Here is a 25,350-nt window from a genome sequence, read left to right as displayed (position 1 = left end):
CTAAGCGAGGTGCCGGCATGAACGGCCGCCTCGACGGCCGGGTGGCCGTGGTGACCGGGGCGCTCGGCGGGATCGGGCACGCCGTGGCCCGCCTGCTCGTGGAGCAGGGCGCCGGGGTCGTGGTCACCGATCTGGACGGCGAGGCGTGCCGGGCCGCCGCCGACGCGCTGGGCCGCGGCCGGCCTTCCGGCCGGGCCGTCGGCCACCCGCTCGACGTCACCGATCCCGCGGCCTGGGAACAGGTGACCCGGTTCGCCCGCCGCCGCTTCGGCCGCCTCCACGTACTCGTCAACAACGCGGGAACACTGGGGATCAGCGGGCTGGAACACCTCGACGCACCGGAGTGGGAACGGGTGGTGGACACCTGCCAGCGCGGCACCTGGCTCGGCATGCGGGCGGCCGTGCCCTGCCTCCGCTCGGCCGGCGGCGGAGCGATCGTCAACATCGCCTCGGTCTACGGCATGGTCGGCTCCGGCGCCTCCTTCGCCTACCACGCGGCCAAGGGGGCGATACGCGCCATGACCACGGCCGCCGCGGTCGAGCTGGCTCCCTTCGATATCCGGGTCAACGCGGTCTACCCCGGCATGGTCGACACCCCGATGACCGGAACGGCACCCCAGGGCTTCATCGCGGACGTCGTCGCGGCGACGCCGCTGGCGCGCCTGGCACGGCCGTCCGAGGTAGCCGCCGCCGTGGGGTTCCTGGCCTCCGACGCGGCCTCCTACATCACCGGCGCCGAACTCGTCGTGGACGGCGGCTACACGGCGCGGTGACCACCGCACGCGTGCTGTGGCCGCGTCCCGCGCCGTACGGACGATCCGGGCCGTAGGGCCTCGCACGAAGGGAGAAGCGATGGCGTCCCACGCCCGCCCCCGGCCCCCCTGGGGCGTCCTCGGCGTCATCTGCCCCGCCCTCTTCATGATGGTGCTGGACACCTCGATCGTGCACATGGCGATCCCGGTCATGATGAAGGACCTGGCCACCGGGCTCGACCAGGTGCTGTGGATCGTCAACGCGTATGTCCTCAGCTACGCGATCCTCATGATCACCGCGGGGCGGCTGGGTGACCGCTTCGGTCCCAAACGGGTCTACTTGGCCGGACTGCTGCTGTTCACCCTCGCCTCCGCGCTGTGCGGACTGTCCGACGGCGCGGTGGAACTCATCGCGCTGCGTGCCCTGCAGGGCGTGGGCGCGGCCCTGCTCACCCCTCAGACCGGCGCCCTCGTCGCCGCGCTGTTCCCACCGCAGCGGCGTGGTGCCGCATTCGGCGTGCTCACCAGCGTCATCGGCGTGTCCATCGTCGCCGGGCCGCTCCTGGGCGGGCTCCTGGTGAGCCGCGCCGGATGGCAGTGGATCTTCTTCGTCAACGTACCGGTGGGCATCGTCGCGCTGGTCTCGGCGGCCGTATTCGTCCCGGAACCGGGACCGAGGGGCAACCGCGGCTGGGATCCGACGGGCCTCGCCCTGGTGACGGGTGGTCTGACGGCGCTCACCTTCGGCCTGCTGGAGGGCGGACGCTACGGGTCCGGTGCGATCGCCGGCCCCGTCACCGTCCCCTGGGTCCTCGGCACGGGCATCGTGCTCCTGGTGCTCTTCGCGGTCCAGCAGTGGCGCCGCGGGACGGCGACGGGACGGCCGGCACCGGGTCCGCACCGGCAGGCCCTGCTGCCCCGGTCCCTGTTCGCGCACCGCGACTTCGGGCTGGCCAATGTCATCGGCGCCGGCGTCCACTTCGCGGTGATCGGCAGCGTGCTGCCGATCACCCTGTTCCTGCAGCAGGTCCTCGGCTGCTCCGCCCTGCGGGCGGGGCTGGTCACCGCGCCGACCCCGCTGGCCGCGGCCGCCGTCGCCCAGGTGGCCGGGCGCCTCGCCGACCGGGTGGGCGGCAAGTCCCTTCTCCTGGCCGGACTGTTGACCTACGCCCTCGGCCTCGCGCTCATCGCCTTGTCGGCCCGTCCGGGCATGAACCCCTGGCACCTCCTGCCCGCCATGCTGGTCGCGGACATCGGCATCGGCTGCGTACTGGCACCGGTGACGAAGATCGGCATGGACGCCGTGGACGGCGCACTCGCCGGGCCCGCCTCCGGCGTGCTGAACACCACGCGGCAGGTCGGCGGGGTCCTCGGCAGCGCGGCCGGCGGGGCACTGCTGCAGAGCAGGACCGCGGTCGCGGTGCACCAACAGGCCCTGGACACAGCCGGGTTGCTGCCGGAGGCGGTACGGCGCCCATTCGTGGCCGGGGTCGACCGAGGAGTGACCCGAGGCCTGACAGCCGGCGCCGGGACCGACGTCCCGGTGCCCGGATCCCTCGACCCGCACTCCGCAGAGCTGTTCCACACGCTGGCCGTGGCCGCGTACCGGCACGGCTTCGTCGCGGCCATGCGGGACACCGCGCTGCTGCCGATCGGCGTACTCCTGTTCGGCGCCGTGTGCTGCCTGGCCGTGACCGGCGCGCGCGGCACCCGGCGGGAACCGGTGCGCGGGGGCGGGCGGCGTCATACACGCGCCAGGACGCCGTGATCCCGTGCAAGAACTGAGCAAGATTATTCGACGCCCAGTAAAGGCAATGTTAGCTTTTGACGCGCCGGAGCAATTCCGCAGGAATTCACGCCCCAGGCACAGGCTTCGTACCGAATCCCGTCGGCCGGCAGCTCAAGACTTGCAGCTCGAAGCGAGGAGAGAAAACATGCCCAAGAACGCCATCAAGCGGGCGACCATCACCGCCGGACTGGTCGGCGCCGTGGCTTTCACCGCGATCGCACCGGCTCAGGCGGCGCCGGCGCTGCGTGCTGACAGCGCACCATCGGCCGTTACAGCGGAAAACTCCCCGTCCTTCCTGGGTACGATCAAGTCCTTCACCGACAACTTCCTCGAACTCGAAGTGGACGGGAAGATCGAGAAGTTCGACCTCACCAAGGGTGCGTACTGGTACGGCCGCATGGGGCTGGGCGCCCAGGCCTATGTCGAGGCCGACAACGTCGACGGGACTTACGTGGCCAAGTCCGTATTCGCCGCGTAGCCACCGCACCCCCCTTCGTCCCGCCGGGCAGCAGCTCGGCGGGACGATGCGCGTAGTACACCGGATCCAGGAAATTCCGGAACCCGAAAGAGATGCGTAAGAAGATTTCGTCGCCCACGGGAATCACTGCTATTTTTTCGGCGTCCCCAAAAGGCTGGAATTCAAGTCCGGCCGCATTCGGTTCCGGACCGATTCTCGAGCCGGCGAAACGAGGAGAGAAACCATGTACAAGCGAAAGCACCTCATCAAGCGGACGGCCATGGCCGCCGCACTCGTGGGCGCCGCGGGATTCGCCGCGGTGGCGCCGGCACAGGCGGCCCCGACGTCCCAGAACCTCCAGGCCCCGCACTCCTGGTGGCACGCCGCCCACTTCGAGGGCGCGGTGAAGGCCGTGCACGCGGGCTCCATCGATGTCGACGTGCACGGATCGGTCCAGACCATTGACACCACGAACGCGATGGTGATCGGCAAGCTGGAGGCCGGAGTCACGGTCGACGTCACGAACTGGGGCTCCGGCACGGTCATCGTCGCTCTGAACAATTGGGGCTGAGGTCCACCGGACCGCCAAAGGACTTCGTCCCGCCGGGTATCCACCCGGCGGGACGAAGTCCTTTGCGAACGTGGCGAGTTCCACTAACGCGCCGCCACCTCCGCGGTACGGCGCTCCTCCGCCACGTCGACCCCCTCGGTCAGGCCGATCCGCCGGTGCACCCGGCGCAGCGGGCCCGGCGCGTACCAGCCGTACCTGCCCATCAGCCGCAGACAGGCCGGTACGAGGACACCGCGGATGAGCGTGGCGTCCACCAGGACGGCCAAGCCGCTGCCGAGGCCGAACATCTGCATAAAGCTCACATGGCTCGTGGTGAACGCGAACAGGCTCACCGCGAGCAGCGCGGCCGCGGCCGACACCAGGGCTCCGCTGCGGGCCAGTCCCCGCGGTACCGCCTCGGCCGGGGACAGCCCCCGGTCGTGGAGCTCCTTGATACGGCTCAGCACGAACACCTCGTAATCCATGGACAGTCCGAAGACGATGCAGAACATCAGCAGCGTCATCGCCGTGTCCATCGGCATCGGTGTGAACCCGAGCACCGAGGAGAAGTTCCCCGCCTGGAAGATCCACACCATCGTTCCGAGAACCGCGCCGAGCCCGAGCGCATTGAGCAACAGCGCCCGCACCGGCTGCAGCACGCTCCCGGTGAACAGGAACAGCAGGACGAAGGTGCTCCCCACGATCATCGCCAGCGCGACGGGCAGTCGCTCCTGGATCGCCCGCCGGGTGTCCACCGCCTGCGCCGCGGGCCCGCCGACCAGTGCCTTGCCGGGGCCGGGGAGAGCCACAGCGCGGATCTGCCCGACCAGCCGCCGCGCCGCCTCGGAGGAGGCGTCGTAGCCGGTGCGCACGGTCAGATGGCGCAGGCCGGACGCGGCGCGGCGGGGGTCGCCGGGGCTGGTGGGCGATGCGGCGCCCGCCGTGAACGTGCCCGCGTCGGTCTGGACCGCGTCGACTCCCGGGAGGGCGGCGAGAGTGCGCGCATAGCCGTCGATCCGGGCGTCTTGCGTGCCCGCCCCGGACACCACGATCTCGATCGGGCCGCCGCCCCCGCCGGGGAAGTCCCTGTGCAGGGCAGTGGCCACGGACCGGCTCGCCGCGTCCTCGGGCAGGACCCTCTCGTCCGGAACGCCGAACCGGGCCCCGAGCAGCGGCGTGGCGGCGAGCACCAACACGGCGACGGCCGGCAGGCCGGTACGCAGCGGGTGGCGGAACACGGTACGCGCGATTGCGCCCCAGACTGCGCTGCCGCGACCCGGCGCGGCCGGGCGCGACCGTGACGCCTTGCCCGGGCGGGCCACGCGGTGACCGAGCACGGTCAGCAGGGCCGGTGTGACGACGAGCGCGCACAGCGCCGCGGTGACGACGACACCGATCCCGGCGTAGGCGAAGGACCGCAGGAAATAGAGGGGGAAGATCAGCGGTGCGGTGAGCGCGGCCGCGACGGTGGCCGCGGAGAACAGGATCGTGCGGCCCGCCGTCGCCACCGTCCGTCCCACCGCCTCGGGTACGCCCTGGCCCGCCGCCGTCTGCTCGCGGAACCGGCTGACCATCAGCAGCCCGTAGTCGATGGCGAGCCCGAGCCCGAGCGCGGTGGTGAGGTTGACGGCGAAGACCGAGACATCGGTGAGGCCGGCGAGGAGCCGGAGTTCCGCGAAGGTCCCGAGGACGGCCGCCGCGCCGATGGCCAGCGGGATCAGTGCGGGGACCAAGCCGCGGAAGACGAGGACGAGCAGGGCAAGGGTGACCGGGACAGCGATGCCCTCGGCCAGTCCCAGGTCCTTGGCCACCTGGGTGGTGATGTCGCGGTTGGTGCCGGAGGGCCCCCCGGCCAGGACGGTGAGCTCCCGACCGATCGGATCGACGGTCCCGGCGGCCGTGGGGGTAGCGCCGTCCCGCCCGCTCGCGTAGTCGGCGATCAGTGCATCGGCCCGCTGGGTGACCTGCTCCCGGTCCCCGTCGAGCCGTACGAGCACGAGGGCGGCGCGGCCGTCCTCGGCCTTGAGCTCGCGGACCGGTGTCCGCCAGTACGAGTCGACCCCTTCGACGCCGTCTCGCGCGGCCAACCGGTCGGTGAGGGCACGGCCGGCGGCCAGTGCGCCGGGTGAGTCGACGGTGCCGTGCCGTGGCCGTACCAGCAGGGCGAGCTCGGCGGTGCCGCCGGTCTGGTGCAGCAGCCTCGCCGCGGCGGTGGAGGTCGCGGCAGGGTCCTCGAACCCGCCGCCCTTGAGCTGACCGAAGACGCCGAACCCGGCGGCGCCCGCGGCAAGTGTCAGCAACCCCGCCAGCACGAGGACCGTACGGGCCTTACGGGAGAGGAAGGCTCCCAGTCGTTGCAGCATCGCATGCTCCCGGGGGTCAAGGGTCTCTCGGGGAACCGGACGGGGCAGCGCCGGAAAGGGGGAGGAGACCCGACAATGTTTACGTTGTTAACTTTGCATCTGATGTGCACGCTGTCAACATGGGGAGGGTGACTGCACCCAGTACGCCGCGCAGCGGCTATCACCACGGCGATCTACGCAACGCGCTGGTCAAGGCGGGAGTCGCCCTGGCCGCGCAGGGCGGGCCACAAGCGGTGGTGCTACGGGCCGCCGCCCGGGAGGTCGGCGTCTCCGCCACGGCCGCGTACCGGCACTTCGAAGACCGTGACGACCTGCTGCACGCGGTCAAACTGGCGGCCCTGGGGCGGCTCGCCGGGGCGATGGAACAAGAAGTGCTCGCCGGGAAGCAGCGGCGCGACCCGGTGGAGGAAGCGGTCCGCCGGTTTCGGGCCCTGGGTACCGGCTATCTCCGCTTCGCACTGGCCGAGCCCGGTCTGTTCCGGATGGCCTGCCGCGAAACCTCCGGCCAGACAGGGGACTTCGCCCTGATGGCGGGCTCTCGCGCGTTCGCCATGCTCACCGAGGTCGTCGACACCCTCGCCGGCCACGGACTGATCGAGGCCGGGCGTCGGCCGTTCAGCGAGATGGCCGCCTGGGCTCCCGTGCACGGCCTGGCGAACCTGCTGCTCGACGGCGTACTGGACGGTCTTCCCACTCAGCAGCGGCAGGCCGCGGTGGATCGCGTCATCGAGGTCACGGTCGAAGGGCTGTGCGGCACGGGCGCGGCACCGGACGCCGGACGGCGATGGACGCGCCGGCTGTGGTCCCGGTAGTCGTGGAGGCCGACGCCCCCGGGAAACCGACGCCAGACACCGGCGATCGCGCAGGTCCGCACACAGCTTCCGCCACTCGGCCGGGCACGTACTGGCCCTGTTCACCGACAACCGAGGAAACTGAAAGGCACCCCGGCCTGGGGAACCAAGAGAAGGAGCAGCCGTGCCGGACTCATCGCAGATCGACGTCGTCCGCCGCTACTACAGCGCCAAGGGCGATCCGCAGGTCATCCGGTCGGTCGTCGCACCGGACGCGGAGTGGGATGTGGTCGAAGGCTTCCCCAACGGCGGCGTGTACCGCGGCCTCGACAGCGTCCTGGGCGACTTCTTCGGCTTCCTCACCCACTTCACCGAGTTCCAGGTCGTCAGCGAGGAGTTCTTCGAGGACGGCGACCACGTCGTCGTGCTGGGCCGATACGAAGGCATCACCACCGCCGGCACCGCGGTGACCTCACGGTTCGCACACGTCTTCACCCTGCGGGACAGCAGGATCGTCCGCCTGCGGCAGACCTGCGACACCCTGCCGATCGCCCGCGCCCTGGAACACTGAGCAATCCCCCCGGCCGGGCAAACGGGCCTGATCGCCTGGTGAACACCGCCACAACACCGAGCATCACCGCACCACACCCCATCACTCCTTCCCGGTGTGAAAGTGATCGCCCGTCATCCGTACCTTCCCGCCGCGAAGATCGTTACGACCGATGAAACCCTTATCGGCTCACAGCACGCGGCAGGAGACCCGCCCATGCCCGACCCCGCCCAGAACCCCGGCACCGCGCCCCCCGCCTCGGGCTCACCCGCCAACCCGCTCACGGCGCTGAGCCAGGTGGGCCTGCTCGCCCTCGGCCTCGCCGACCTGGCCTTCGACCAGTTGCGCCAGCTCTCGGATCGCAGTCGGCAGACAACGCACCAGTCGGATGTGCCCCACCTCCTCACGGACGGCATGAAGGAGTTGCACGCCCGCGGGGAGCTGGCGGCGCGCCGCGTGACGCAGGACTCGGACAACTACCTGGAGCTGCTGGCGCGCAAGGTCGTAGCGCAGCGGAGCGCGGCCGGCGATGGGTGAGTCCGAGCAGTTGAAGCGACGCGTGGACGAGCAACTCCTGCGTCTGGTGGAGCAGGAGTCGGCCGAGCTCCTCAAGGTCTCCACCGAACTCGCCCCGCTGTGCGAGCAGTTGCGCGGCTCCCTGGAGCAGGGCAAGCGGCTGCGCGCCGCGTTCCTCTACTGGGGGTGGCGGGCCGCGGGACAGCCGGACTGCGACGGCATCGTCCGCGCCGCGGCCGCCATGGAGCTGGTGCACGCGGCGGCGTGCACACACGATGACATCATCGACGACAGCCGCGTACGCCACGGCATGCCCACGGCTCACGTCGCCTTCGCCGACCGGGCCGTGGACTCGGAGCAGGGGCGAGCCAGGCCGGTGGCCCTGGCCATGATGCTGGGCGACCTCCTCATGGGCTACGCGGGCCAGGTCTTCGCCACGTGCGGACTGCCCGGAGCGTTCATCGCGCGCACGGTGCCCTTGTGGTCGGCTCTCCTGCGGGAGACCGTGGCGGGCCAGTTCCTGGAGGTGCTGCGCACGGGCGACGCGGTACCGCAGGTCGCGGAATCACTTGAGGTGGCCCGGTACAAGACGGCCAAGTACACCGTCGAACGCCCTCTGCACCTGGGCGCGACGCTGGGCGGCGGCTCGGAGCGGCTGCTCACGGCCTTCACCGCGTTCGGACTCCCGTTGGGCGAGGCGTTCCAGCTCAGGGACGACATGCTGGGCACCTTCGGCGACCCGGCCCTGACCGGCAAACCCAACCTCGACGACCTGCGAGACGGCAAACCCACCGCGCTCATGGCCCTCACCGTCTCCCTCGTCTCCGAGGACGACCGGCAGACCCTGACCAAGACGGTGGGGCGCCCCGAGTTCGACGAGGGCGACGCGGCGCACGTACGGATGCTCATGGAGTCCAGCGGCGCCCGCCGGAAGGTCGAAGACATGATCACCGAACGGGTGGCGCTGGCGCACCGGGCGCTGGACACCGTCCCCCTGCCCCGTGCCACGTACACGGCGCTGCGCGACCTGGCGACCTCATCGGCCAACCGCCCCCTCTGACCACGAAGCGAGCATCCCACCATGACCACCTCCACCACCCCGCGCTACACCGAAGCGACGCTCGACACCCTCCGCCACCAGGGCGACCCGCTGGCGGACGACACCGTGGCGGCCATGTTCGAGAAGGGAGAAGTAAAGGACTTCAACACCCTGATGCGCTTCTTCAGCACCGCGGGAACCCGCCTTCCCGAGGGGCTTCCGGCCTCCGCCGAGTCCTTCCTCGAGACCACCGGTATGCCTCCGACCTGGGTGGACTGGGACGTGATGGAGCGCGCCCGGCTGTTCTTCATGGACAACTCCGCGCACATCAACACCGGTCTGTCCTTCGCCGCGATGCCGGCCACGTACGCCATCCCGCGCGTGGCGCGGCTGCTGGCCTCGACCCACTCGATGGACTATCCCTCGCGCCGCATGGCGAACACGGGCCAGTTCGTCACCTACCTCATGCAGACCAACGCCTTCGAGGAGGGCAGCAAGTTCATCCCGGCCGCCCAGAAGGTCCGGCTGCTGCACGCCGCGATCCGCTACCACCTGACCCGCTCCGACCACTGGGACGTGGCGCAGGACGGCGTGCCCCTGTGCCAGGAAGACATGATCGGCGGCCAGATCTGCTTCTCCATCCTCGTCCTGGACGCGATGCACCGTCTGGGCATCCACATGAGCGAGGAGGGCGCGGAGGCGTACTACTACGCCTGGAGGGTCGTCGGCACGATCCTGGGCTGCGACATGGAGGCGGCTCCCAGCAACCTCACGGAGGCACGCGAATACGCCGACCTCTACCTGCTGCGCAATCTCGGCCCGTCCGAGGACGGTGTACGCCTCAACCAGCAACTGGTGAAGATGTACGAGGATGTGGTCCCCGGCACCCTTTTCGACCCGATCGTCGCCGCCACCATCCGCTTCCTGGTCGGCGACACCATCGGTGACTGGCTCCAGCTCCCCCGTTCCCCGTGGGACATGGCCGCCAAGGCGATCCCGCACGTCCTGAACGTCCTGGAGACGATCGAGGACAGCAGCCCGCTGGGCGAATGGGCGCTCGACAAGGCGGGCAGCCTCCTGACCACCTTCGAGCTGGCCTCCCTCACCCGCGGCCGGGTCATGCAGTACGCGATCCCGGAAGAGCTGAAGTCGGAGTACGGCGTCCGCTCCCAGCGCTCCCGTACCCACCGCTGGACACCCCCGGCGTCGACCATGGTCTGACGGTCCACACACATCGGACGAGGCCGGCCGCGCCGTGGCCCTTGGCGGGGTTCCGGCCGGCCGGCGCCAGGCCCGCTCCCTGGTGCTGACACCGGTGCCTGGGGGCGGGCGTGCCGGGTTGTGGTCACAGCAGGAGCCGGGGGCGGTAGAGGTCCAGCCAGGTGGGCGGATCGAGGAACCGATCACCGAGGGGGCGATGCTCCGGTGCTCGCCGACCACGGGGAGACACGGGCCACGGCCCGAACCGGAGCCATCATCGGTCTGGCCGGCACCCGGAGCGAACCAGCCAGTGCCGCGCCGTCCCCGTGTTGGGCGCACGTCCGCCGGAGACTGACGAAACCGGTCCACTTGGTGAGAAGATCTGCCACACCCCTACACCGAAATAAAAAGGTATGTTTCATTTCTTTGTAGGTCTTCGCGGGACATCACATATCCCTGGTCCAGACGGACTGCCTCTTCACCCCCGACCCCCAAGGGAGTCGCGCGACTGACCGGCAGCATCCCGACACCCACCGGCGCACCGCAGTGGGACTGGGAATGACAGAGCACACAGCGTGCCCGTTGATGCAAGCGAGACACCCATCATGGACACCTATAAGGCCGCCCGCCATCCCCTTGCCCTGCTGCGTGAACAGACCGGACTGTCGCACGGCGCCTACGCACAGCTCATCGCCAGAACCCATGCCGATCTCGGCTTCGGAACCATGGCCGCCCGCCGCGAGAAGATCGCACGCTGGGAATCCGGCAAGGTCACTCCCGAGACCTCCGCGCAGCTGGCCATCGCCCACGTCCACCAGATCCCGCCCGCGGAGGCTCTCCGGCTCGGCTGGCCCGACTGGCTGTACACCGCCACCGGCCACGCGGACCTGCTGACGGCTCCATGGACCTGTGCCAATGCCCTGCGGTCCCTGGAAAGCACCTCCAGGACCACGCAGCGAGCGGTCGATCATCGCTACGAGGTGCTCTCCGACAGACAAGGCATCGCTAGTCTGACCTCGTCCTGGCTCGACGCGGCCGCCGCACCCGAATGGCTGCCCGCACAGAGCGGTCAGCGCATCACCGGCTCGACCGTGGCCGTGCTGGAAGAACGCCAGAGACAATTGCACCAGCTCTACGCGGCCATCGGCGGCCGGCCCGTGCGTCCGCTCGCGGACGCCGAACTGCAGACGATCTCGGACCTGGCGCGCAACGCCTCCTGTGACCAGAAGATCGGCGCGCGGCTGCTGGCTCTCGCGTCGGACGCCGCGACATTCTCCGGCTGGCTCGCGTTCGAGTCGGGCGACCATCTGCGTGCCCAGTCGGCCTTTCTCTCCAGCATGCGTTGCGCCGCAGCCGCAGGCGACACCCGCCGCGGAGCGTACGCCATGTGCGTGGCCGCCAAACAGAAGATCGACCTGTGGGATCTCGCGGGAACACGCGATCTGCTGGACGCCGCCTGGCGGCTGTGCATGTCCTCTCGCCCGAGCCCACGCATGCTGGCGACCCTCGCCAGCACCCACGCCCTGGCCGCCGGCATGGCGGGCGACGCAGACGCCACGGCATGTCTCATCGACGCGACGTTCGCACGTCACGCCGCCGAGCGGCACGACGACGATCTTGACTGCACGGACTGGATGACTACGGAAGCCGTCCTGATCCAGGCCGGCTATTCCCATGCCTATCTCGGTGACACGCACAAGGCGCTGGGCTACCTGTTGCCCTTGTTCGACGCCGACGACACCGGTGACATACCGCATCGGGACACCGCCCTCGCCGACGTCCACATCGCCCTGGTCCACGCCGTCGCGGGAGACAACGACGTGGCCGTGCAATGGGCGCGCAAGGCGTCGGATTCGTTGGAGCAGTCCCCTTCGTTCTGCGTGGAGGCCCACTTCCGGCGCCTGCTGAGCAAGCTCGACAGCAACGGTCGCACACCGGTCGTCCGCGAGTTCCTCCAGGACCAGCGCGCCCGCACGAGGCGTCTCCAGGGGCATCCGTGCCCGACGTAGGTGAGGTCGGCTCGGCGGAAAGCGGAGTGGACTGGACAGGTGTGATCAGGGGGGCCGGGCGGCTTTGCGGAGGATCGCTGTCCTGGAAAGATCCCTGCCTCCCAGATCTTCCGGCTCGGGGTGTGCTCTGACGTGCACAGGGCCGGATCCGGCCGGGACCAGGTGCAGTGTCACGGTGGCGGGCTGGTGGGTGTCGGTGGCGCCCTCGAAGGCCGACCGCAGGCGGGCGGTGCCCGGCCGGCCCGGAGACCGGCTCGGCGCTGCCCAACACGCGGGACCAGATCCGGAGTGCGTCCACGGAAGGCGAGCTGCAACAGTCGTGGGGCAGCATCACCCCTCCGAACCGTCTGCGAGTCCGCGCTCGTGGCCTGCCTTCCAGTGAACCAACCACCCACGGAGCTGATCACCTTTCAGACGGCGACGACCTCCACGGGGACACCAAGTGCCTCGATCGCCTGAATTTCGGCCTCCGGGGCGGCGGCGTCGGTGACGATCAGGTCGTAGCCGGTGGCGTCGCCGTAGCCGTGGGTGGCGGTGCGGCCGAACTTGCTGTGGTCGACGGGCAGGACGCGGCGCTCGGCCGCGCCCTGCAGGGCTTCCTTGAGGTCCGCCCACTCCTGGTCGGGGTGGAAGAGTCGACCGCCCTGGACAGCGGTGGCCGAGGAGAACATCACGTCGGCGCGGATCCGGGACAGGTGGCGCAATGTGTCCGTACCGGCACATGCCTCGAAGTCGGCGCGGAAGGCGCCGCCCAGCAGGATCACGCATGTGCCGGGCGCGGCGTCGGCGCCGCCGACGAGACTTGCGATGCGCAGTGAGTTCGTGACCACGGTCAGGCCCTCGATCCGGGTCAGCCTGCGGGCGAGCGGGAAGAGCGTACTGCCGCAGTCCATGAGGACCGTCTGCCCCGACTGGACCTCCCGGACAAGCCGTTCGGCGAACGCCTCCTTCGCCTCGATGTCGCGATACTCGCGGAACCGTGTCGCGGTCTCGAGCGTGACGTTCGCCAGGGCGACCGCCATGCCGCGGCGCTTGTGCAGCAACTGCCGGGATTCCAGGTTGGCCAGGTCGCGGTGCACGGTCATGGTGCTGACCTGCAGGTTCTCGGCCAGAGTGGCGATGCGCACGGCGCCCTGGGCGATCACCTGCTGCAGCAGCTTCAGCCGGCGCTGCTCGACCTCGGCCTCGGTCCCCCGGCTGGGTCTCATCTCCTGCCGCCTCCTCAACGACGGTGCGCTGGGCTCGGCGCGTTCCAAGCCGTCCAAACATCACACACTTTCCGTGAGATTTTGGCAATCCATTGACAGGAATTGTTCCGGGTCGCTTTCATCAAGGGCACGTCGCCGCGGCACACGCACCAGGGGCCGCACCAGCACGGAGGTGTCCCCGTGGTCCAGAACCTCGCTCCGCCCCGGCCCCCGCGCGCGGAGGACGGCTCGCTGCTCGGCGCCTCGCTCATTCCGGCGGGCGAGCGTGGCATTCGGGCCGCTGATCGGCACCCTGTTCATCCAACCGCTCGGCGTCCAGGGCGTACTGTGGATCTACGCCGGACCGCACCTGAGCAGCACGGTTCTGGCGCTGCTGCTCCCGGCACCGCGCCGGCAGCCAACAGGCAACGCCACCTACGACACACACCCCGCCTTCTGTGACACCCACGGCTGACGGGAAGCGCGGACGTCGCAGCCACCACGCCCCGGTCCCCGGTCGCGGGCCGGAAACAGCAGCCGTGGGCATCGGCGCGGCATACGGCCGGTCGACCCACGTACGGCTGTCCGACCGACGCCCCACGACAGCGATCTGCGTAGCGCTCCCCCGAACGCCGTGGTCGCGGATTTCGCCCAGGCGGCCTGCCCCGGCCCGAAGCTTCCGCGCGCGGGTGTCGTGTGCGCCCAGGGTGGCTGGGTGACCTCCAGGACAGGACAGGTGACGGTGCAAGGAGTTCATGGTGACCTTGCTGGAACGCTCCGCGGAGCTCGGCGTATTGGGCTCGCTGATCGAGCAGGCGTCCGGCGGCGAGTGTGCGGTGGCTCTGATCGAGGGCCCGGCAGGCGTCGGCAAGAGCGCCCTTCTGGCGGCCGCAGCGCGCCAGGGGCACGATCGAGGGCTCATGGTTCTCCAGGCCCACGGCTGCGATCTGGAACGGGGCATGGCGTTCGGTGTCGTACGACAGCTCCTTGAACCGGCCACAGTCGCGGCCGAATCCCAGGGATCTTCCTCGCTGTTGGCCGGCGCGGCCGAGGCCGCCCGGGCCGTCTTCGAGTCGTCGGCCGATCAGGTCTGGTCCTGTACCGGCTCATCGGACGTACCCTTCGCGCAGTTGCACGGCCTGTACCTGCTGGCACTGCGGCTGGCTGCACGCCGTCCCCTGCTGGTGCTGGTCGACGACGCCCACCACGCCGACCCGTGTTCGCGCCACTGGCTGACCTACCTGGCCCGCCGGTTGAGAGGCAGCCGGATATCGCTCCTCATCGCGGTACGCGCCGAAGACAGCGACACCGAGGACAGCGTGGTCGCCGAGCTGTCCGCACACCCGGCCTGCCGGCGTCTGCGGCCCGCGCCACTGTCACCGGCCGCTGTCGCGCAGTACCTCACCGATGGGTTGGGGACTGAACTCGACACAGAGGTGGCGGCCCTGTGCCACCTGATCACGGGCGGCAACCCGTACTTGCTGCGGGCGCTCACCGAGAACGTTTCCCGCAGCGGGATCTCCCCGGTGCGCTCCGAGCTGCCGCGGCTGACCGCGCTGGCACAGCGGCTGCTCCCTCTCCACCTGCCCATCCTGCTACGCCGGCACTCGGCCTCGGTCGCACCCGCGGCCGCCGCACTGGCCACTCTCGGACGCACCACCAGCCAGCCGCTGCTGTGCGAGGTCACCGGGCTCGACGCCGTCGCCGTGGCCGGTGCGCTCACCGTGCTCGAACAGGCCGGCCTCGCGGAGCCGGGTCCGCCGTGGCAGCTTCGCCACCCCTTGATGCGGGAGACATTGCAGCTCCGGACCAGTACGGCAGCGCGCAACGAACTGCGGGCCCGAGCGGCCGATGCCTTGCTGGCTCTCGGAGGCGACGACAGGGAGGTGGCCGATCTCCTGCTCGCCACCGAGCCGGAAGGGCACCCGTGGCGAGTACGGGTACTGCGTGCGGCGGCCCAACAGGCCCTGCACCGGCACGAGTTTCACGCCTGCCGCGCGTACCTGCACAGGGCTCTGAGCGAACCGCCCGCCCAGGCAGACCGGCTGGAGATCCTGGCCCAGTTGGGCATCACCGAAGTGCAGACCGACCCGGCCGCGGCCGTCGAGCATCTGCGCGCGGCCGTGGAGCACCTGGAACCCGCAGGCAGAGTGCACCTGGTCCCGCACCTGGCCGAGGCCCTGACCCGCACCGGCCGCAGTGCGGAGGCGGTCGCCCTGCTGGACGCGCTGGCGGCCGAGATCCCCGACGCGGACCGTGAGTCGCTGTACCGGCTGTGGGCGCAGGGCATCCTTCTCTTCCTGGAGGACACCCCCCGACTGGCGGACGACTGGATCGGCCGGGGCGGCATCGGCACCGACCTGCCCGGTGACACCCCAGGTCAGCGCCTCCTGCTCGCGGCGCTCGCGGTGAAGACCTTCCTCACCGGCCAGTGCTCGGAGACCGCCGCCACCCTGGCCGAACGCGCCCTGGCGCAGTTCAGCCCGCCCGCGGACCCCGTGCTCACGGGCACCTTCGCGGTCAGTGCGCTGCTGAACGCCGACCGGCTGACCGAGGCCGAGCACTGGTACCGGCACGTGGCCATCGCGGCACGGGACGAGCAACCGCCGTCGCCACGGTCGCTGTTGGTGTCCGTCCACGCGAAGCTGGCCTACCGGATGGGAGACCCCCGAGCAGCCCTGGCCCACATCGGACAAATCCTCGATCCGGCACCCGCCGACCGACGCTACTGGCCGTACGCAACGGCTCTGGCCGTCCACGCCTTGCTGGACCTCGGTGACGTCCCAGAGGCCGCCCGCGTGTGCCGGGCCCCCTTCGAAGGTCCGGTCGGCAAGCACTGGAGCTGGACGGCGCTGCTGGCGGCCCGGGCCCGGCTGCGGCTCGAACAGGGCCGGCCCGAGGCCGCGTTGGCCGACCTGGAGGAGTGCGGGCACCGCCAGACCGAAGGCGGCTACGACAATCCCGCGCTCGTCCCCTGGCGCTCCGAAGCCGCCTTGATCCACGACCGGCTCGGTCATCGGGCCACCGCGGCCCACCTTGCCCAGCAGGAGCTGCAGCTCGCCCGCGCCTGGGGCAGCCCCAGGACCGTCGCCACGAGCCTGCGCGCCCTCGGCCTGCTCAGTACCGGCCCGGCGGCCCTCGCCGCACTGACCGAGGCGGTCGCCCTGCTGGAATCGACGCCGGCACGCATCGACCTGGCCCGCGCCCTCGCCGACCTGGGCGAACTCCTCGCCGCACACGGGCACATCAACGAATCCCGCACCCGGCTCCGACAAGCCCTGGACCTGGCCGAAACAGCACATGCCCGGCCGCTGTCCGAACGCGCGCACCGCGCCCTGCTCGACACCGGCGCCCGCCCACGCCGCAAACGGCAGTCAGGCGTGTCCGCCCTGACCAGCAGAGAGTGCCGTATCGCCACCTTGGCCGCCGAGGGAATGAGCAACCAGCAGATCGCCACAGAGCTGTTCGTCACCCGCCGCACCGTGGAGTTCCACCTCACCCGGGCCTTCCGCAAACTCGGCATCACCACGCGAAATGACCTCCCCCGAGCACTCTCCGACATCGTTCAGCCGTAGCGGCACACCTCCGGACTCGCCGGTGCCGGTAGTGAATTGACCTGCGATCCGTAGATATTGGCTCCGCCCTACGTAGATGCCTCGCCGAGAAATCCCAGAGACAGCCGCAGCCGTACCGGCAAGCCGTTGCGGATCCGGCGGCGCACATCGTTCACTTCATTCGACGCCGATCCGGCGGAATTTCTCACGCTGAGGCGTTCGAGCCGGCGATCGACCGCCGGTCATCCCTGGGGCGGCCATTCGAGACCGCCCGGCCGACAGAACGGATACGCCCATGCGGCATCCTGCATTCCCCTTCCGCAAGCCACGCCCGTACACACCACCGCAACACCATACGGCTTCTCACAGGAACCCCATTCCCTCCATGAGGCAGTCCGGCCTGCCGTGCCCGAAGGGGCGAACGGACGGCGCAGGCCTTCTTGTACGCGGTTCACGCCCGTCACTATGCGCCCACCCCACCCGGGCCCGCGCACTTCCGGGACACCGGACAGGCAGGTGACGAGAATGCCCCGGCGTCACCAGTGCGGCGCGCCCGAGCCGAGAGGCAGTCAGACGGCCCTGTCCTGGGCCGATCTGCCGAATGCCGTACTCATCGAGACACTGCGCATGCCCGCCACGTCACGGCCGACCGACCAGGGGCCCAGCGATCCCAGGGCCCGTCGGAAGCAGATCGCGGCAGCTGCGGGCGAAGTGCGCAGACGCCGCCTTCCCGCCCTGCTCGACTACGCCGTTCTCTTCGCGACCGAGGCATCCGTACAGGCCCTGGCGCTGGAGGCGCTCCAGCGCGCCGTGCGCGACATTCGCACCGCGCCGGGCTCCGACCAGCCGCCGCCGCACCATCCGTTCCTCCTCGTCGAGTGGACCGCCCGGCTATGGGCCGGCACCACACGCCGAAGAGAGCTCTCCACCGATTTCCTCGCCTGGCTGGACCATACGAAGCACGTCTCACCCAGCCGACCGTCGGCCGAACCCTCCTCGGAAAGTGTCGGCGCCCTCTCCGGGGCCTTCCACCGGCTGCCCCGGCGCGCCCAGGCCGTCCTGTGGCACGCCGTCGTGCAACGGGACGACGATCTTGCGGCCGGCCGGTCTCTGGGTGTCCACCCCAACACGGTCCCCCACCTCGGACGCAGTGCCCTCGAAGACTTTCGTCAGGCCTACTTGCGTCGCTACGCAGAACGGTCCGAGAACGAGTACTGCCATCGTTTCGGCTCCCTGCTGGAAGCGGCAACCCGCCGCAGGTGCGCATACCCCAGTGACGACCTCGACCGGCACGTGGCCCTCTGCTGCAGCTGCGCCCGCGCCTACTCCGTGCTGGCCGGCCTGAACAAATGGCCGGGCGCGGTGCTGGCCACGGCTCTGCTCCCCTGGGGTGGTACCGCATTCGCGATCGCCAGACGGCGGCGCACGAGCACTCACGTCGCCTCGACCGGCCCGTCCGAGCGGATGCCGGCCACCGTCGGCCACGCCCCACCGCGTACGCCGGCGACGCCTGGCCAACCATGGCTTCGCTACGTCACCCGCAGGTGCCCGGCGGTGACCGTCACCGCGGTTGCCGGACTCCTCGCAGCCACTGCCACCGCCATCCAACTGCCCATGAACGGCCACGCCACCGGCACCGCCGGCCCCGTACCCAAGGGCGCCCCGCAGTCCCCTCCCCACCCGACCGCCCCTGCCCACACTGCGCCACCCGACAGGTCGGACAAGACCGGGCGGAGCTCTCCGCCTTCGGCCGACAAAGACGGTACTGCCCATCCGGGGCTTCCCATGCCGGCACACAGACACCGGCATAAACGCTCTTGTCCGGAGCTCGCCGGCACCCCTTCCAGTTCCGTAAATCAGCTTATTTTCACGGTTGGCTTCGAGGGTCAGCTTCCCCCATCCACTCCCGGAAAAGCGGCGCACCGAAGCGGTCGTATCAGTGCCATCGAATGGGAGATACCAGGTTTCCCACGATGGACCGTAGAAATATGAGCCGAGGTCCGTAGGCAGGGGTCAGAAGCCACTGGTTCCCACCGCAGCAGTGGACAGATCTGGTTGCGGACGAGGTTGAAGTCTCTCTTGACTGAACAGGCACCGACCGCTGACCTGGCCAGGCTGAATGCCTCCTCTCTCGTCGAGCGGGAATGGGCATCTGCAGCGGTCATCTGAAACGCCCGCTTCACTCGGAAAGGAATCACAAGAACGTGTCGAAGCATCGCAAGCCGTCACCTTCGAACATCGCAACACGGCGGATAGGCATGGGAGTTGCCGCCGCGACCCTGGGCGCCACCGGACTCGGGATCGTCGCCACGACGGCCCAAGCAGCCGAGCGCCACGGCAGCCCGACGGCTGGGGCTGCGCCGGTCGGCAACTCGGTGTCCGGGGACCCCGTCGACGGCCACCAGCTCATGGGCGGCGGCGGTAGCCGGGCGCTGGGGAAGCTCATCAGCGCGGCCGGGAAGCTCATCGGCCAGGGCGCGGACGAGTTCGCGCAGTGGGTCGGCCTTGCGCCCACCCCGGTCCAGGCCTCGAAGAGCAAGGTCGCCGTCGATGTCGCCAATATCGCGGCCAAGAAGGTGGCGAAGGCGGCCGACAAGGCCAACCAGAGCGCACCCAACTCAGCTGACGACGGCTCATCCCAGGGAACGGACGGCGCCCCTCCCCAGGAATCCGGCAGTGGGTCGCCCCAGGAGGCTGGAGAGTCCGCCCCGGCCCCGCAGCCGGCCCAGGACGCAGCGGCCCCTCAGTAGCAGGACCCGTGCGGTGATTACGTAGCGCCACAGCCGTGGATGCCCGGCCCGGCAGACACGTCGGGGCGGGCACCCACCGGACAGGACAGATCAGAGCACCCGGCATGCACCGTGGAGAACACGTGAGAAGCACATCCGACGTCTCCGAACCGCCCGGACGCAGACGGGTGTTCCCCTTCTACCTCGTCCTGTTCACCGCTGACATGCTGCTCGGCCGACTGGCGCGGACCGCCACCCAACCGATCACGAAGGGGCTCGACCATCCCTGGTGGAACCCGCGTGGTGCGGTGGCATCGGCGCTCAGCGAAGCACTTGTATTCGGGGGGCTGCTGGCGCTGGTGACCTTCCGGGTCTTCCATGTCGAGCACAGACGATTCGTCGATCTGGGCCTGGCTCTGCCGGGGTGGGGGCGTGCGCTCGCCCGGGGCCATGCATGGGGGCTGGCCTGGGCCGTCGGTGCGCTCTTCCTCGCGGTCGCCACGGGATGGACCGCCGTGAGCGTGACCGTTCCGCCCTCCGCGCTCGTCACCTTCGCCCCCTTGTGGATCGTAGTGACCATGTTCCAGGCGGGCGTGGAGGAAGTGATCTTCCGTGGCTGGATGCTCTCGCTGCTGGTCCGACGACGGGGCCCTTACAAGGCGGTGCTCATTCAGGCTGTGCTTTTTGGTTGCCTGCATCTTCTGGTGGACGCGCATACCGCTCTTGCGGTACTGCACGGCCTGATCTTCGGAGTCTTCGCCGGACTCTATTCCCTCTACCGCCGGGGCATTTGGGAAGTCATCGGCATCCACAGCGCCTACAACTTCGCGGCCATACCGATCATTGCGGTCAGCGGCGGCGGGCAGTACGGGCTCGCAGGCTGGCACTACGCCGCCGTCGCGCTGACCGGAATCGGTGCGGTGGTGGCGTTCGTCCTGTTCAGGAGGGCGGCCGGCCAGCCGATGTATCCCCGTTGACGGCCACGGCCATGCCGCCGTACCCATCCTCCTGTCACGGGCCTGCACTCGGCGGTCACGCTGCTGTCAGGCCTTGTCGCTCAGGTGGACTCCGTTGACGGCGGTGTCGAAGACCGACCGGTACGTGTGCCATTGTGCGTCCGGCGCGGAGAGGTAGACCACGTACTGGGTGCCGTCGGCGCTGGCGAAAGCCAGTTCCGCCGCCCGGAATTTCCGTGCCCGGCCGTCGAAGGTGAACTCCCAGTACCCGGCCGGTTGTCCTCGGAAGGTTGTCGCGGCCATCCTCACTCGTTCGTAGCCGGGGTTGTCGCGGCGGGTCTGGTCTTCTTCCGTCTCACGCCAGTGCCGCAGAGGGTCGGTACCCGCGAAATGGACGACATTGACCCGCAGACCCACCAGGCCTGACGGGTCTACGTAGGCGACTTCGCCGCCCGGCATCGTCTTGCTGGTCCAGCCGTCCCGTACGGGTACGGAGAAGCCTGTGTCGTCCTTGGCGAGGTGGTATCCGCTGGGCAGCGGCGGCAGGGTGGCGCTGACCCTCGGAGCGGGGCTGGAGGCATCGGCCCTGGCAGCGTGGGAACTCGCGCCATGCGCACCGGCCTTGAGCCACCACACCGCGCCGCCTGCCCCACAAGCGGCGACGGTCACCGCCACGACCGCCCCCACCACCGCGCGGCGGCGCTTGCCGCGCCCCTTGCGTGCGGGAGGCGCGAGGTCGCCGACATCGTCCGGCCGGGCGGCGAGGAACTCGACGGGAGCGGTTCGTGTTCCGGTCACATCGCCCAGGCGGCGCTCGACCTCGTGTACGTCCATCCGCTGTTCCGGCTCTTTGACGAGCAGGCCCTCGATCACCGGGGCCAGGTCCCCGGCACTGCGGAGCGGCTCGGGCGATTCGGTGGCGATGGCGTACGCGACCTCGATCGGCGTGTCGCGCTGGAACGGGTGCCGCCCCTCGACCGCCTGGTACAGGGTTGCCCCGAGGGCCCACAGGTCACTGGCGGGACCGGGCCCGGTGCTACCACTCCTGAGGCGTTCGGGCGCCAGGTAGCGGATGGAGCCGATCAGCTCGCCGGACTTGGTCAGTGAGGACGTTCCCGACTCCATGGCGATACCGAAGTCGGTGAGGACGATCCGGCCGTCGTCGCCGAGCAGAACATTCGCGGGTTTGACGTCCCGGTGCAGGACCCCGGCGTCGTGGGCGGCGCGCAGGGCGGCAGCCATGGCACGGCCGATCCGGGCGGCTTCACCGGGTGGCAGCGCACCTTGCCGCTTCAGTACGTCACTCAGTGTGACCGAGGGTATGTACTCCATGACGATGCACGGCAGACCCTCGTCATCGACTACGTCGTGCACCACGATCACGTTGGGGTGCGCGATCCGGGCGGCGCTGCGGGCCTCACGGCGCGTGCGCTCGTGCAGCGTCTGGGCCTCGTCGTCGTGCAAGTGGGGCGGTATCCGCAGCTTCTTCACGGCTACGTAGCGGCCGAGCAGCTTGTCCTCGGCACGCCACACGGTGCCCATGCCGCCGCTACCCACCCGCTCCACCAGCAGGTACCGGCCGGCGACGAGCCGCCCAAGATCGGACACCGGGTCTCCTTGCTATTTCTTCCCATTCGCGAATGGGGAGAGTTCGACGAGGAACGATATCCCATTCGGCCGAATGACCTGGACCTTGCTCGATCAGGGACTCCCGGCGTGCACCGCGCAGACCTCCTCCTCTGCCGACTCAGGCCGCGCATGCCAGGGAAACCCTCCCTGAGTCTCACGAGAACGCCTGCGACAGTCTGTCGGAGCAGTGCGCCGCCTCCAGGACGACTGCCCCTCCGATGAAGGTGGGCACGGTGACCGCGAAGCCCGCCATGGCCATAACGGCCAGGCCCTGGGCCAACCGACGGTACGGCGGACCGGGGTGTTCGCGGCGCGGGCGCGCGGTGAGTCGCATGAGACCCTCCTTGGTCGGGGCGAGAGGCACGTGGGGGGTTCCCTCAGGGATCGCCGATGGGTCCTTGGCCGGGATCGGCGTCGCCCCGATTCGAACCGGCAGGTCATCCCGGGGCAAGGCTTCTCACGCGATGCTGCGGCATCTCCGGTGTGCCGAGATGATGGACCTGCGGAGACCGGTTGAATTACCTGCGGAGCCGCTCCGATCCCGGTGGCCGCGTGTTCTTTGCCCGTGCAGCCTTGTGATCTTCGCCCGTCACCCGAACAGTGGCCACACTGAGGGGCTTCACGACATGCGATGTCTCAGGTTCCCACGGTAAGGATGAGATGTCGGGACTGATACATGTCCTCCGAACCAGGGGGGAGCCGTGAGCGAGGCCAGGCACACAGGTCGTTCCATGTCCGGGCAGGAGCGGTCGGCCGAGTGCATCGACGCGGTTCTGTTCGACATCGGTGGGACGATCTACGACGACGCGTGCTACGTACAGGCGCTGCACCAGGCGGTCGCCGAACTGGCCGGAGGCGTCGAGGAATCCGAATTCTGGGGGCTGTACGAGGCCGAACGCGAAGGCGGCAGCAGACTGCTGCACACCGCGTTCGCCCGGCGATTCGTTCCCGGCAGGGACGCGGCCCTGCTGCACCGGCATATCGTCCAGCACTGGAAGTACCCGGTCGAGGCCCTCTACACGGATGTCAGGCCGACCCTGCACGCGCTGGCGCACCAGTACCGGCTCGGCATCGTCTCCCTGTCCCCGCCACAGGTGCGGGAGGCACTGCGCCGTGACGGCCTGGACGGGATGTTCGACGCGACTCTGCTCGGGGGCGAGCCCTTCGAGAAGCCGGATCCGCGCGCCTTCCTCGCGGCACTGAAGCAGATGGGGGTGCCCCCTACCCGCGCCGCCTATGTCGGCAACTGGCTGGACACCGACATCCGGCCCACGGCGCGGCTCGGAATGCGCACCGTGTGGATGCTGCGCGGCGAGGCTCCGCCGGCACCGACCCGTAGCCAGCTCGAGGAGCCCGACGCGGTGATCACCTCGCTCACCGGGCTGCCGACGGCGCTGGCCCGGCTCACCAACAGTCCTGCCCCGGCGGTGACACGTGTGCGGGGCATGTCGACGGCCGCCGTCGACATCACCGGGCAGTACCGGAGCAGACAACGGTTGTCCATCGTGAACGCGGCCAGCGTCCGCATCGGCAGCACACTCGACGTGACACGGACCGCTCAGGAGCTGGCGGACCTGGCCACCGAGAACTTCGCCGACTTCGTCAGCGTCGACCTGTTCGAGTCCGTCTTCCAGGGCGTGGAGCCGGAGTTCGATCCGGCCACCCGACCCGTCGTTCTGTGCCGGGCCGCGCAGCAGTCCGTCCTGGACGGCTGCCCGGAATCCGTGGTCACCCCCGGCGATACGGACCGCTACCCCGACGACTCCCCCATGGGCCGCGCCCTGGCCACTGGAAAGCCGGCATGGCACTGGGTCGAGGAACCGGACATCCAGCAGTGGCTGGCGCACGATGCCTCTCGCTCCCGCACCGTCCGCGCCCACGGGATCCACTCCCTCGTCGTGGTGCCGCTTCGCGCCCGCGGCACCACCCTGGGACTCGCCGTATTCCTCCGGCACCGTACGCCTGAGGCCTTCGACGTGAACGATCTCCTCCTCGCCGAGGAGATCACCACCAGAGCCTCCCTGGCCATCGACAACGCCCGCCGCTACACCCGCGAGCGCAATACCGCCGTCGCCCTGCAACGCAGCATGCTCCCCCGGCAGCCTCCCCGGCAGAGTGCCGTGGAGGTGGCCTCCCGCTATGTACCGGCCGACTCCAAGGCAGGCATCGGTGGCGACTGGTTCGACGTCATCCCCCTGTCCGGTGCCAGGGTCGCCCTCGTCGTGGGCGATGTCGTCGGCCACGGCATCCAGGCCTCGGCCACCATGGGACGCCTGCGCACGGCCGTCCTCACACTCGCCGAGATCGACATTCCACCCGACGAACTGCTCACGCAGCTCGACGACCTCGTGCTGCGCCTCGACCGCGAGGCGGGCCCGTCCGCCCGGGAGGCTGCGGAGCCCGAGGACGAGGTCGCCGGCGCCACCTGCCTGTACGCCGTCTACGACCCGGTCTCCCGGCACTGCACCGTTGCCCGTGCCGGGCACCCGGCCCCCGCCATCGTGCACCCGGACGGCACGGTCGACTTCCCCGACCTGCCCATCGGCCCGCCACTGGGCCTGGGCGGCCTGCCCTTCGAGTCCGCCGAACTCGTACTGCCCGAGGGCAGCCTGATCGCTCTGTTCACCAACGGCCTGATCGAGACCGCCGACCGGGACGTGGACATCGGGCTCACGCGGTTGCGCGACGTTCTGCACAACGCCCCGTCGTCCCTGAAAGACGCCTGCGACAGGGTGTTGCAGGCGCTGCTCTCCGGCACCCCCTCCGATGACGCCGCCCTGCTCCTCGCCCGGCCCCAGACCCTCGACGCCTCTCAGGTCGCCACCTGGAACCTGCCGCCGGACCCCGCCGTGGTGGCCCGTGCACGCCAACTCGCGGCCGACCAACTCACTTCCTGGGGACTGGACGAGACCGCATTCATCACGGAACTCGTGGTGAGCGAACTCGTCACCAACGCCATCCGCTACGGCCAACCGCCCATTCAGCTACGCCTGATCAAGGACATCAGTCTCATCTGCGAGGTCTCCGACGCCAGCAGCACCTCACCCCACATGCGGCGGGCCCGCGCCGACGACGAGGGCGGCCGTGGTCTGCTCCTGATCGCCCAACTGACGCAACGCTGGGGCACCCGTCACACCACAACCGGAAAGACGATCTGGACCGAACAGTCCCTCCCGGCAGGACATTGACCGACTTCATGTCCAGCGCCTCCAGGTCGCCGAGGCCACAGCTCTTGTCCGCCACACCCACACCGGCTAACTTGTAGGTACAGGTTTCAGC

The 25,350-nt window shown here is 69.8% G+C and carries 20 protein-coding genes; 16 read left to right on the top strand and 4 right to left on the bottom strand.

Going from position 1 to position 25,350, the window contains the following annotated elements; all coding sequences use genetic code 11:
- Positions 1–17: 17 nt before the first annotated feature.
- The 4 genes from AB5L52_RS43520 (at position 18) to AB5L52_RS43505 (ending at position 3,569) form a co-directional block, all read left to right on the top strand.
- Positions 18–773 carry a glucose 1-dehydrogenase gene (locus AB5L52_RS43520; protein ID WP_351029655.1) on the top strand — a complete coding sequence of 252 codons (756 nt, stop codon included), beginning with the start codon at positions 18–20 and terminating at the stop codon, positions 771–773.
- Between the two features lie 79 nt (positions 774–852).
- Complete coding sequence (locus tag AB5L52_RS43515; protein WP_369368577.1) at positions 853–2,520, top strand: DHA2 family efflux MFS transporter permease subunit; 1,668 nt, start codon at positions 853–855, stop codon at positions 2,518–2,520.
- Positions 2,521–2,686: 166 nt separating this feature from the next.
- Positions 2,687–3,019, top strand: a complete 333-nt coding sequence (locus tag AB5L52_RS43510; RefSeq protein ID WP_351029659.1) for a hypothetical protein — start codon at positions 2,687–2,689, stop codon at positions 3,017–3,019.
- Between the two features lie 223 nt (positions 3,020–3,242).
- The gene (locus tag AB5L52_RS43505) at positions 3,243–3,569 is read left to right on the top strand and encodes a hypothetical protein (RefSeq protein WP_351029661.1); all 327 of its coding nucleotides are present in this window, start codon (positions 3,243–3,245) and stop codon (positions 3,567–3,569) included.
- 83 nt (positions 3,570–3,652) lie between these two features.
- On the opposite strand, the gene AB5L52_RS43500 is transcribed toward AB5L52_RS43505, so the two are convergent.
- Positions 3,653–5,911, bottom strand: coding sequence for an MMPL family transporter (locus tag AB5L52_RS43500; RefSeq protein ID WP_369368576.1), 2,259 nt, complete (start codon positions 5,909–5,911; stop codon positions 3,653–3,655).
- 128 nt (positions 5,912–6,039) lie between these two features.
- Between AB5L52_RS43500 and AB5L52_RS43495 the strand changes: the two genes are divergently transcribed.
- From AB5L52_RS43495 to AB5L52_RS43470, 6 genes are all read left to right on the top strand, one after another.
- Positions 6,040–6,723: a TetR/AcrR family transcriptional regulator gene (locus AB5L52_RS43495; RefSeq protein ID WP_351574992.1), complete on the top strand. Its 684-nt coding sequence runs from the start codon at positions 6,040–6,042 to the stop codon at positions 6,721–6,723.
- A 163-nt stretch (positions 6,724–6,886) separates the two neighbouring features.
- On the top strand, positions 6,887–7,273 hold the full coding sequence (locus AB5L52_RS43490) for a nuclear transport factor 2 family protein (protein ID WP_351029666.1): 387 nt from the start codon (positions 6,887–6,889) through the stop codon (positions 7,271–7,273).
- A gap of 195 nt (positions 7,274–7,468) precedes the next feature.
- Positions 7,469–7,789 (top strand): hypothetical protein, encoded by a 321-nt coding sequence (locus AB5L52_RS43485; protein WP_351029668.1) that lies wholly within the window; start codon positions 7,469–7,471, stop codon positions 7,787–7,789.
- The gene (locus AB5L52_RS43480; RefSeq protein ID WP_369368575.1) at positions 7,782–8,828 is read left to right on the top strand and encodes a polyprenyl synthetase family protein; all 1,047 of its coding nucleotides are present in this window, start codon (positions 7,782–7,784) and stop codon (positions 8,826–8,828) included. Before AB5L52_RS43485 ends, AB5L52_RS43480 begins: the two co-directional genes overlap by 8 nt.
- Before the next feature lie 21 nt (positions 8,829–8,849).
- Positions 8,850–10,028, top strand: a complete 1,179-nt coding sequence (locus tag AB5L52_RS43475) for an oxygenase MpaB family protein (protein ID WP_369368574.1) — start codon at positions 8,850–8,852, stop codon at positions 10,026–10,028.
- Between the two features lie 584 nt (positions 10,029–10,612).
- Positions 10,613–12,016, top strand: a complete 1,404-nt coding sequence (locus AB5L52_RS43470; RefSeq protein WP_351029673.1) for a hypothetical protein — start codon at positions 10,613–10,615, stop codon at positions 12,014–12,016.
- Between the two features lie 410 nt (positions 12,017–12,426).
- Here AB5L52_RS43470 and AB5L52_RS43465 read toward each other — a convergent pair whose 3' ends face one another.
- Positions 12,427–13,224, bottom strand: coding sequence for a DeoR/GlpR family DNA-binding transcription regulator (locus tag AB5L52_RS43465; RefSeq protein WP_351029675.1), 798 nt, complete (start codon positions 13,222–13,224; stop codon positions 12,427–12,429).
- A gap of 265 nt (positions 13,225–13,489) precedes the next feature.
- On the opposite strand from AB5L52_RS43465, the gene AB5L52_RS43460 reads away from it, so the two are divergent.
- From AB5L52_RS43460 to AB5L52_RS43440, 5 genes are all read left to right on the top strand, one after another.
- Positions 13,490–13,678: a hypothetical protein gene (locus AB5L52_RS43460; RefSeq protein ID WP_351029677.1), complete on the top strand. Its 189-nt coding sequence runs from the start codon at positions 13,490–13,492 to the stop codon at positions 13,676–13,678.
- Between the two features lie 283 nt (positions 13,679–13,961).
- Complete coding sequence (locus AB5L52_RS43455) at positions 13,962–16,778, top strand: LuxR C-terminal-related transcriptional regulator (RefSeq protein WP_369368573.1); 2,817 nt, start codon at positions 13,962–13,964, stop codon at positions 16,776–16,778.
- A 504-nt stretch (positions 16,779–17,282) separates the two neighbouring features.
- The gene (locus tag AB5L52_RS43450) at positions 17,283–18,749 is read left to right on the top strand and encodes a hypothetical protein (RefSeq protein WP_369368572.1); all 1,467 of its coding nucleotides are present in this window, start codon (positions 17,283–17,285) and stop codon (positions 18,747–18,749) included.
- A gap of 266 nt (positions 18,750–19,015) precedes the next feature.
- Positions 19,016–19,507 carry a hypothetical protein gene (locus AB5L52_RS43445; protein WP_351574965.1) on the top strand — a complete coding sequence of 164 codons (492 nt, stop codon included), beginning with the start codon at positions 19,016–19,018 and terminating at the stop codon, positions 19,505–19,507.
- A gap of 122 nt (positions 19,508–19,629) precedes the next feature.
- The gene (locus AB5L52_RS43440) at positions 19,630–20,463 is read left to right on the top strand and encodes a lysostaphin resistance A-like protein (RefSeq protein ID WP_369368571.1); all 834 of its coding nucleotides are present in this window, start codon (positions 19,630–19,632) and stop codon (positions 20,461–20,463) included.
- Between the two features lie 66 nt (positions 20,464–20,529).
- On the opposite strand, the gene AB5L52_RS43435 is transcribed toward AB5L52_RS43440, so the two are convergent.
- Positions 20,530–22,050: a serine/threonine-protein kinase gene (locus AB5L52_RS43435; protein WP_369368570.1), complete on the bottom strand. Its 1,521-nt coding sequence runs from the start codon at positions 22,048–22,050 to the stop codon at positions 20,530–20,532.
- Positions 22,051–22,225: 175 nt separating this feature from the next.
- A complete protein-coding gene (locus tag AB5L52_RS43430; RefSeq protein ID WP_369368569.1) occupies positions 22,226–22,405 on the bottom strand; it encodes a hypothetical protein in 180 nt (59 codons plus the stop codon).
- 397 nt (positions 22,406–22,802) lie between these two features.
- Between AB5L52_RS43430 and AB5L52_RS43425 the strand changes: the two genes are divergently transcribed.
- Positions 22,803–25,259 carry a SpoIIE family protein phosphatase gene (locus AB5L52_RS43425; RefSeq protein WP_369368568.1) on the top strand — a complete coding sequence of 819 codons (2,457 nt, stop codon included), beginning with the start codon at positions 22,803–22,805 and terminating at the stop codon, positions 25,257–25,259.
- Positions 25,260–25,350: the final 91 nt, after the last annotated feature.

This window comes from Streptomyces sp. CG4, from assembly GCF_041080655.1.
Classification (GTDB): Bacteria; Actinomycetota; Actinomycetes; order Streptomycetales; family Streptomycetaceae; genus Streptomyces.
Note: the sequence above shows the minus strand (reverse complement) of the source record. Positions and strands in the feature narration are given on the sequence as shown.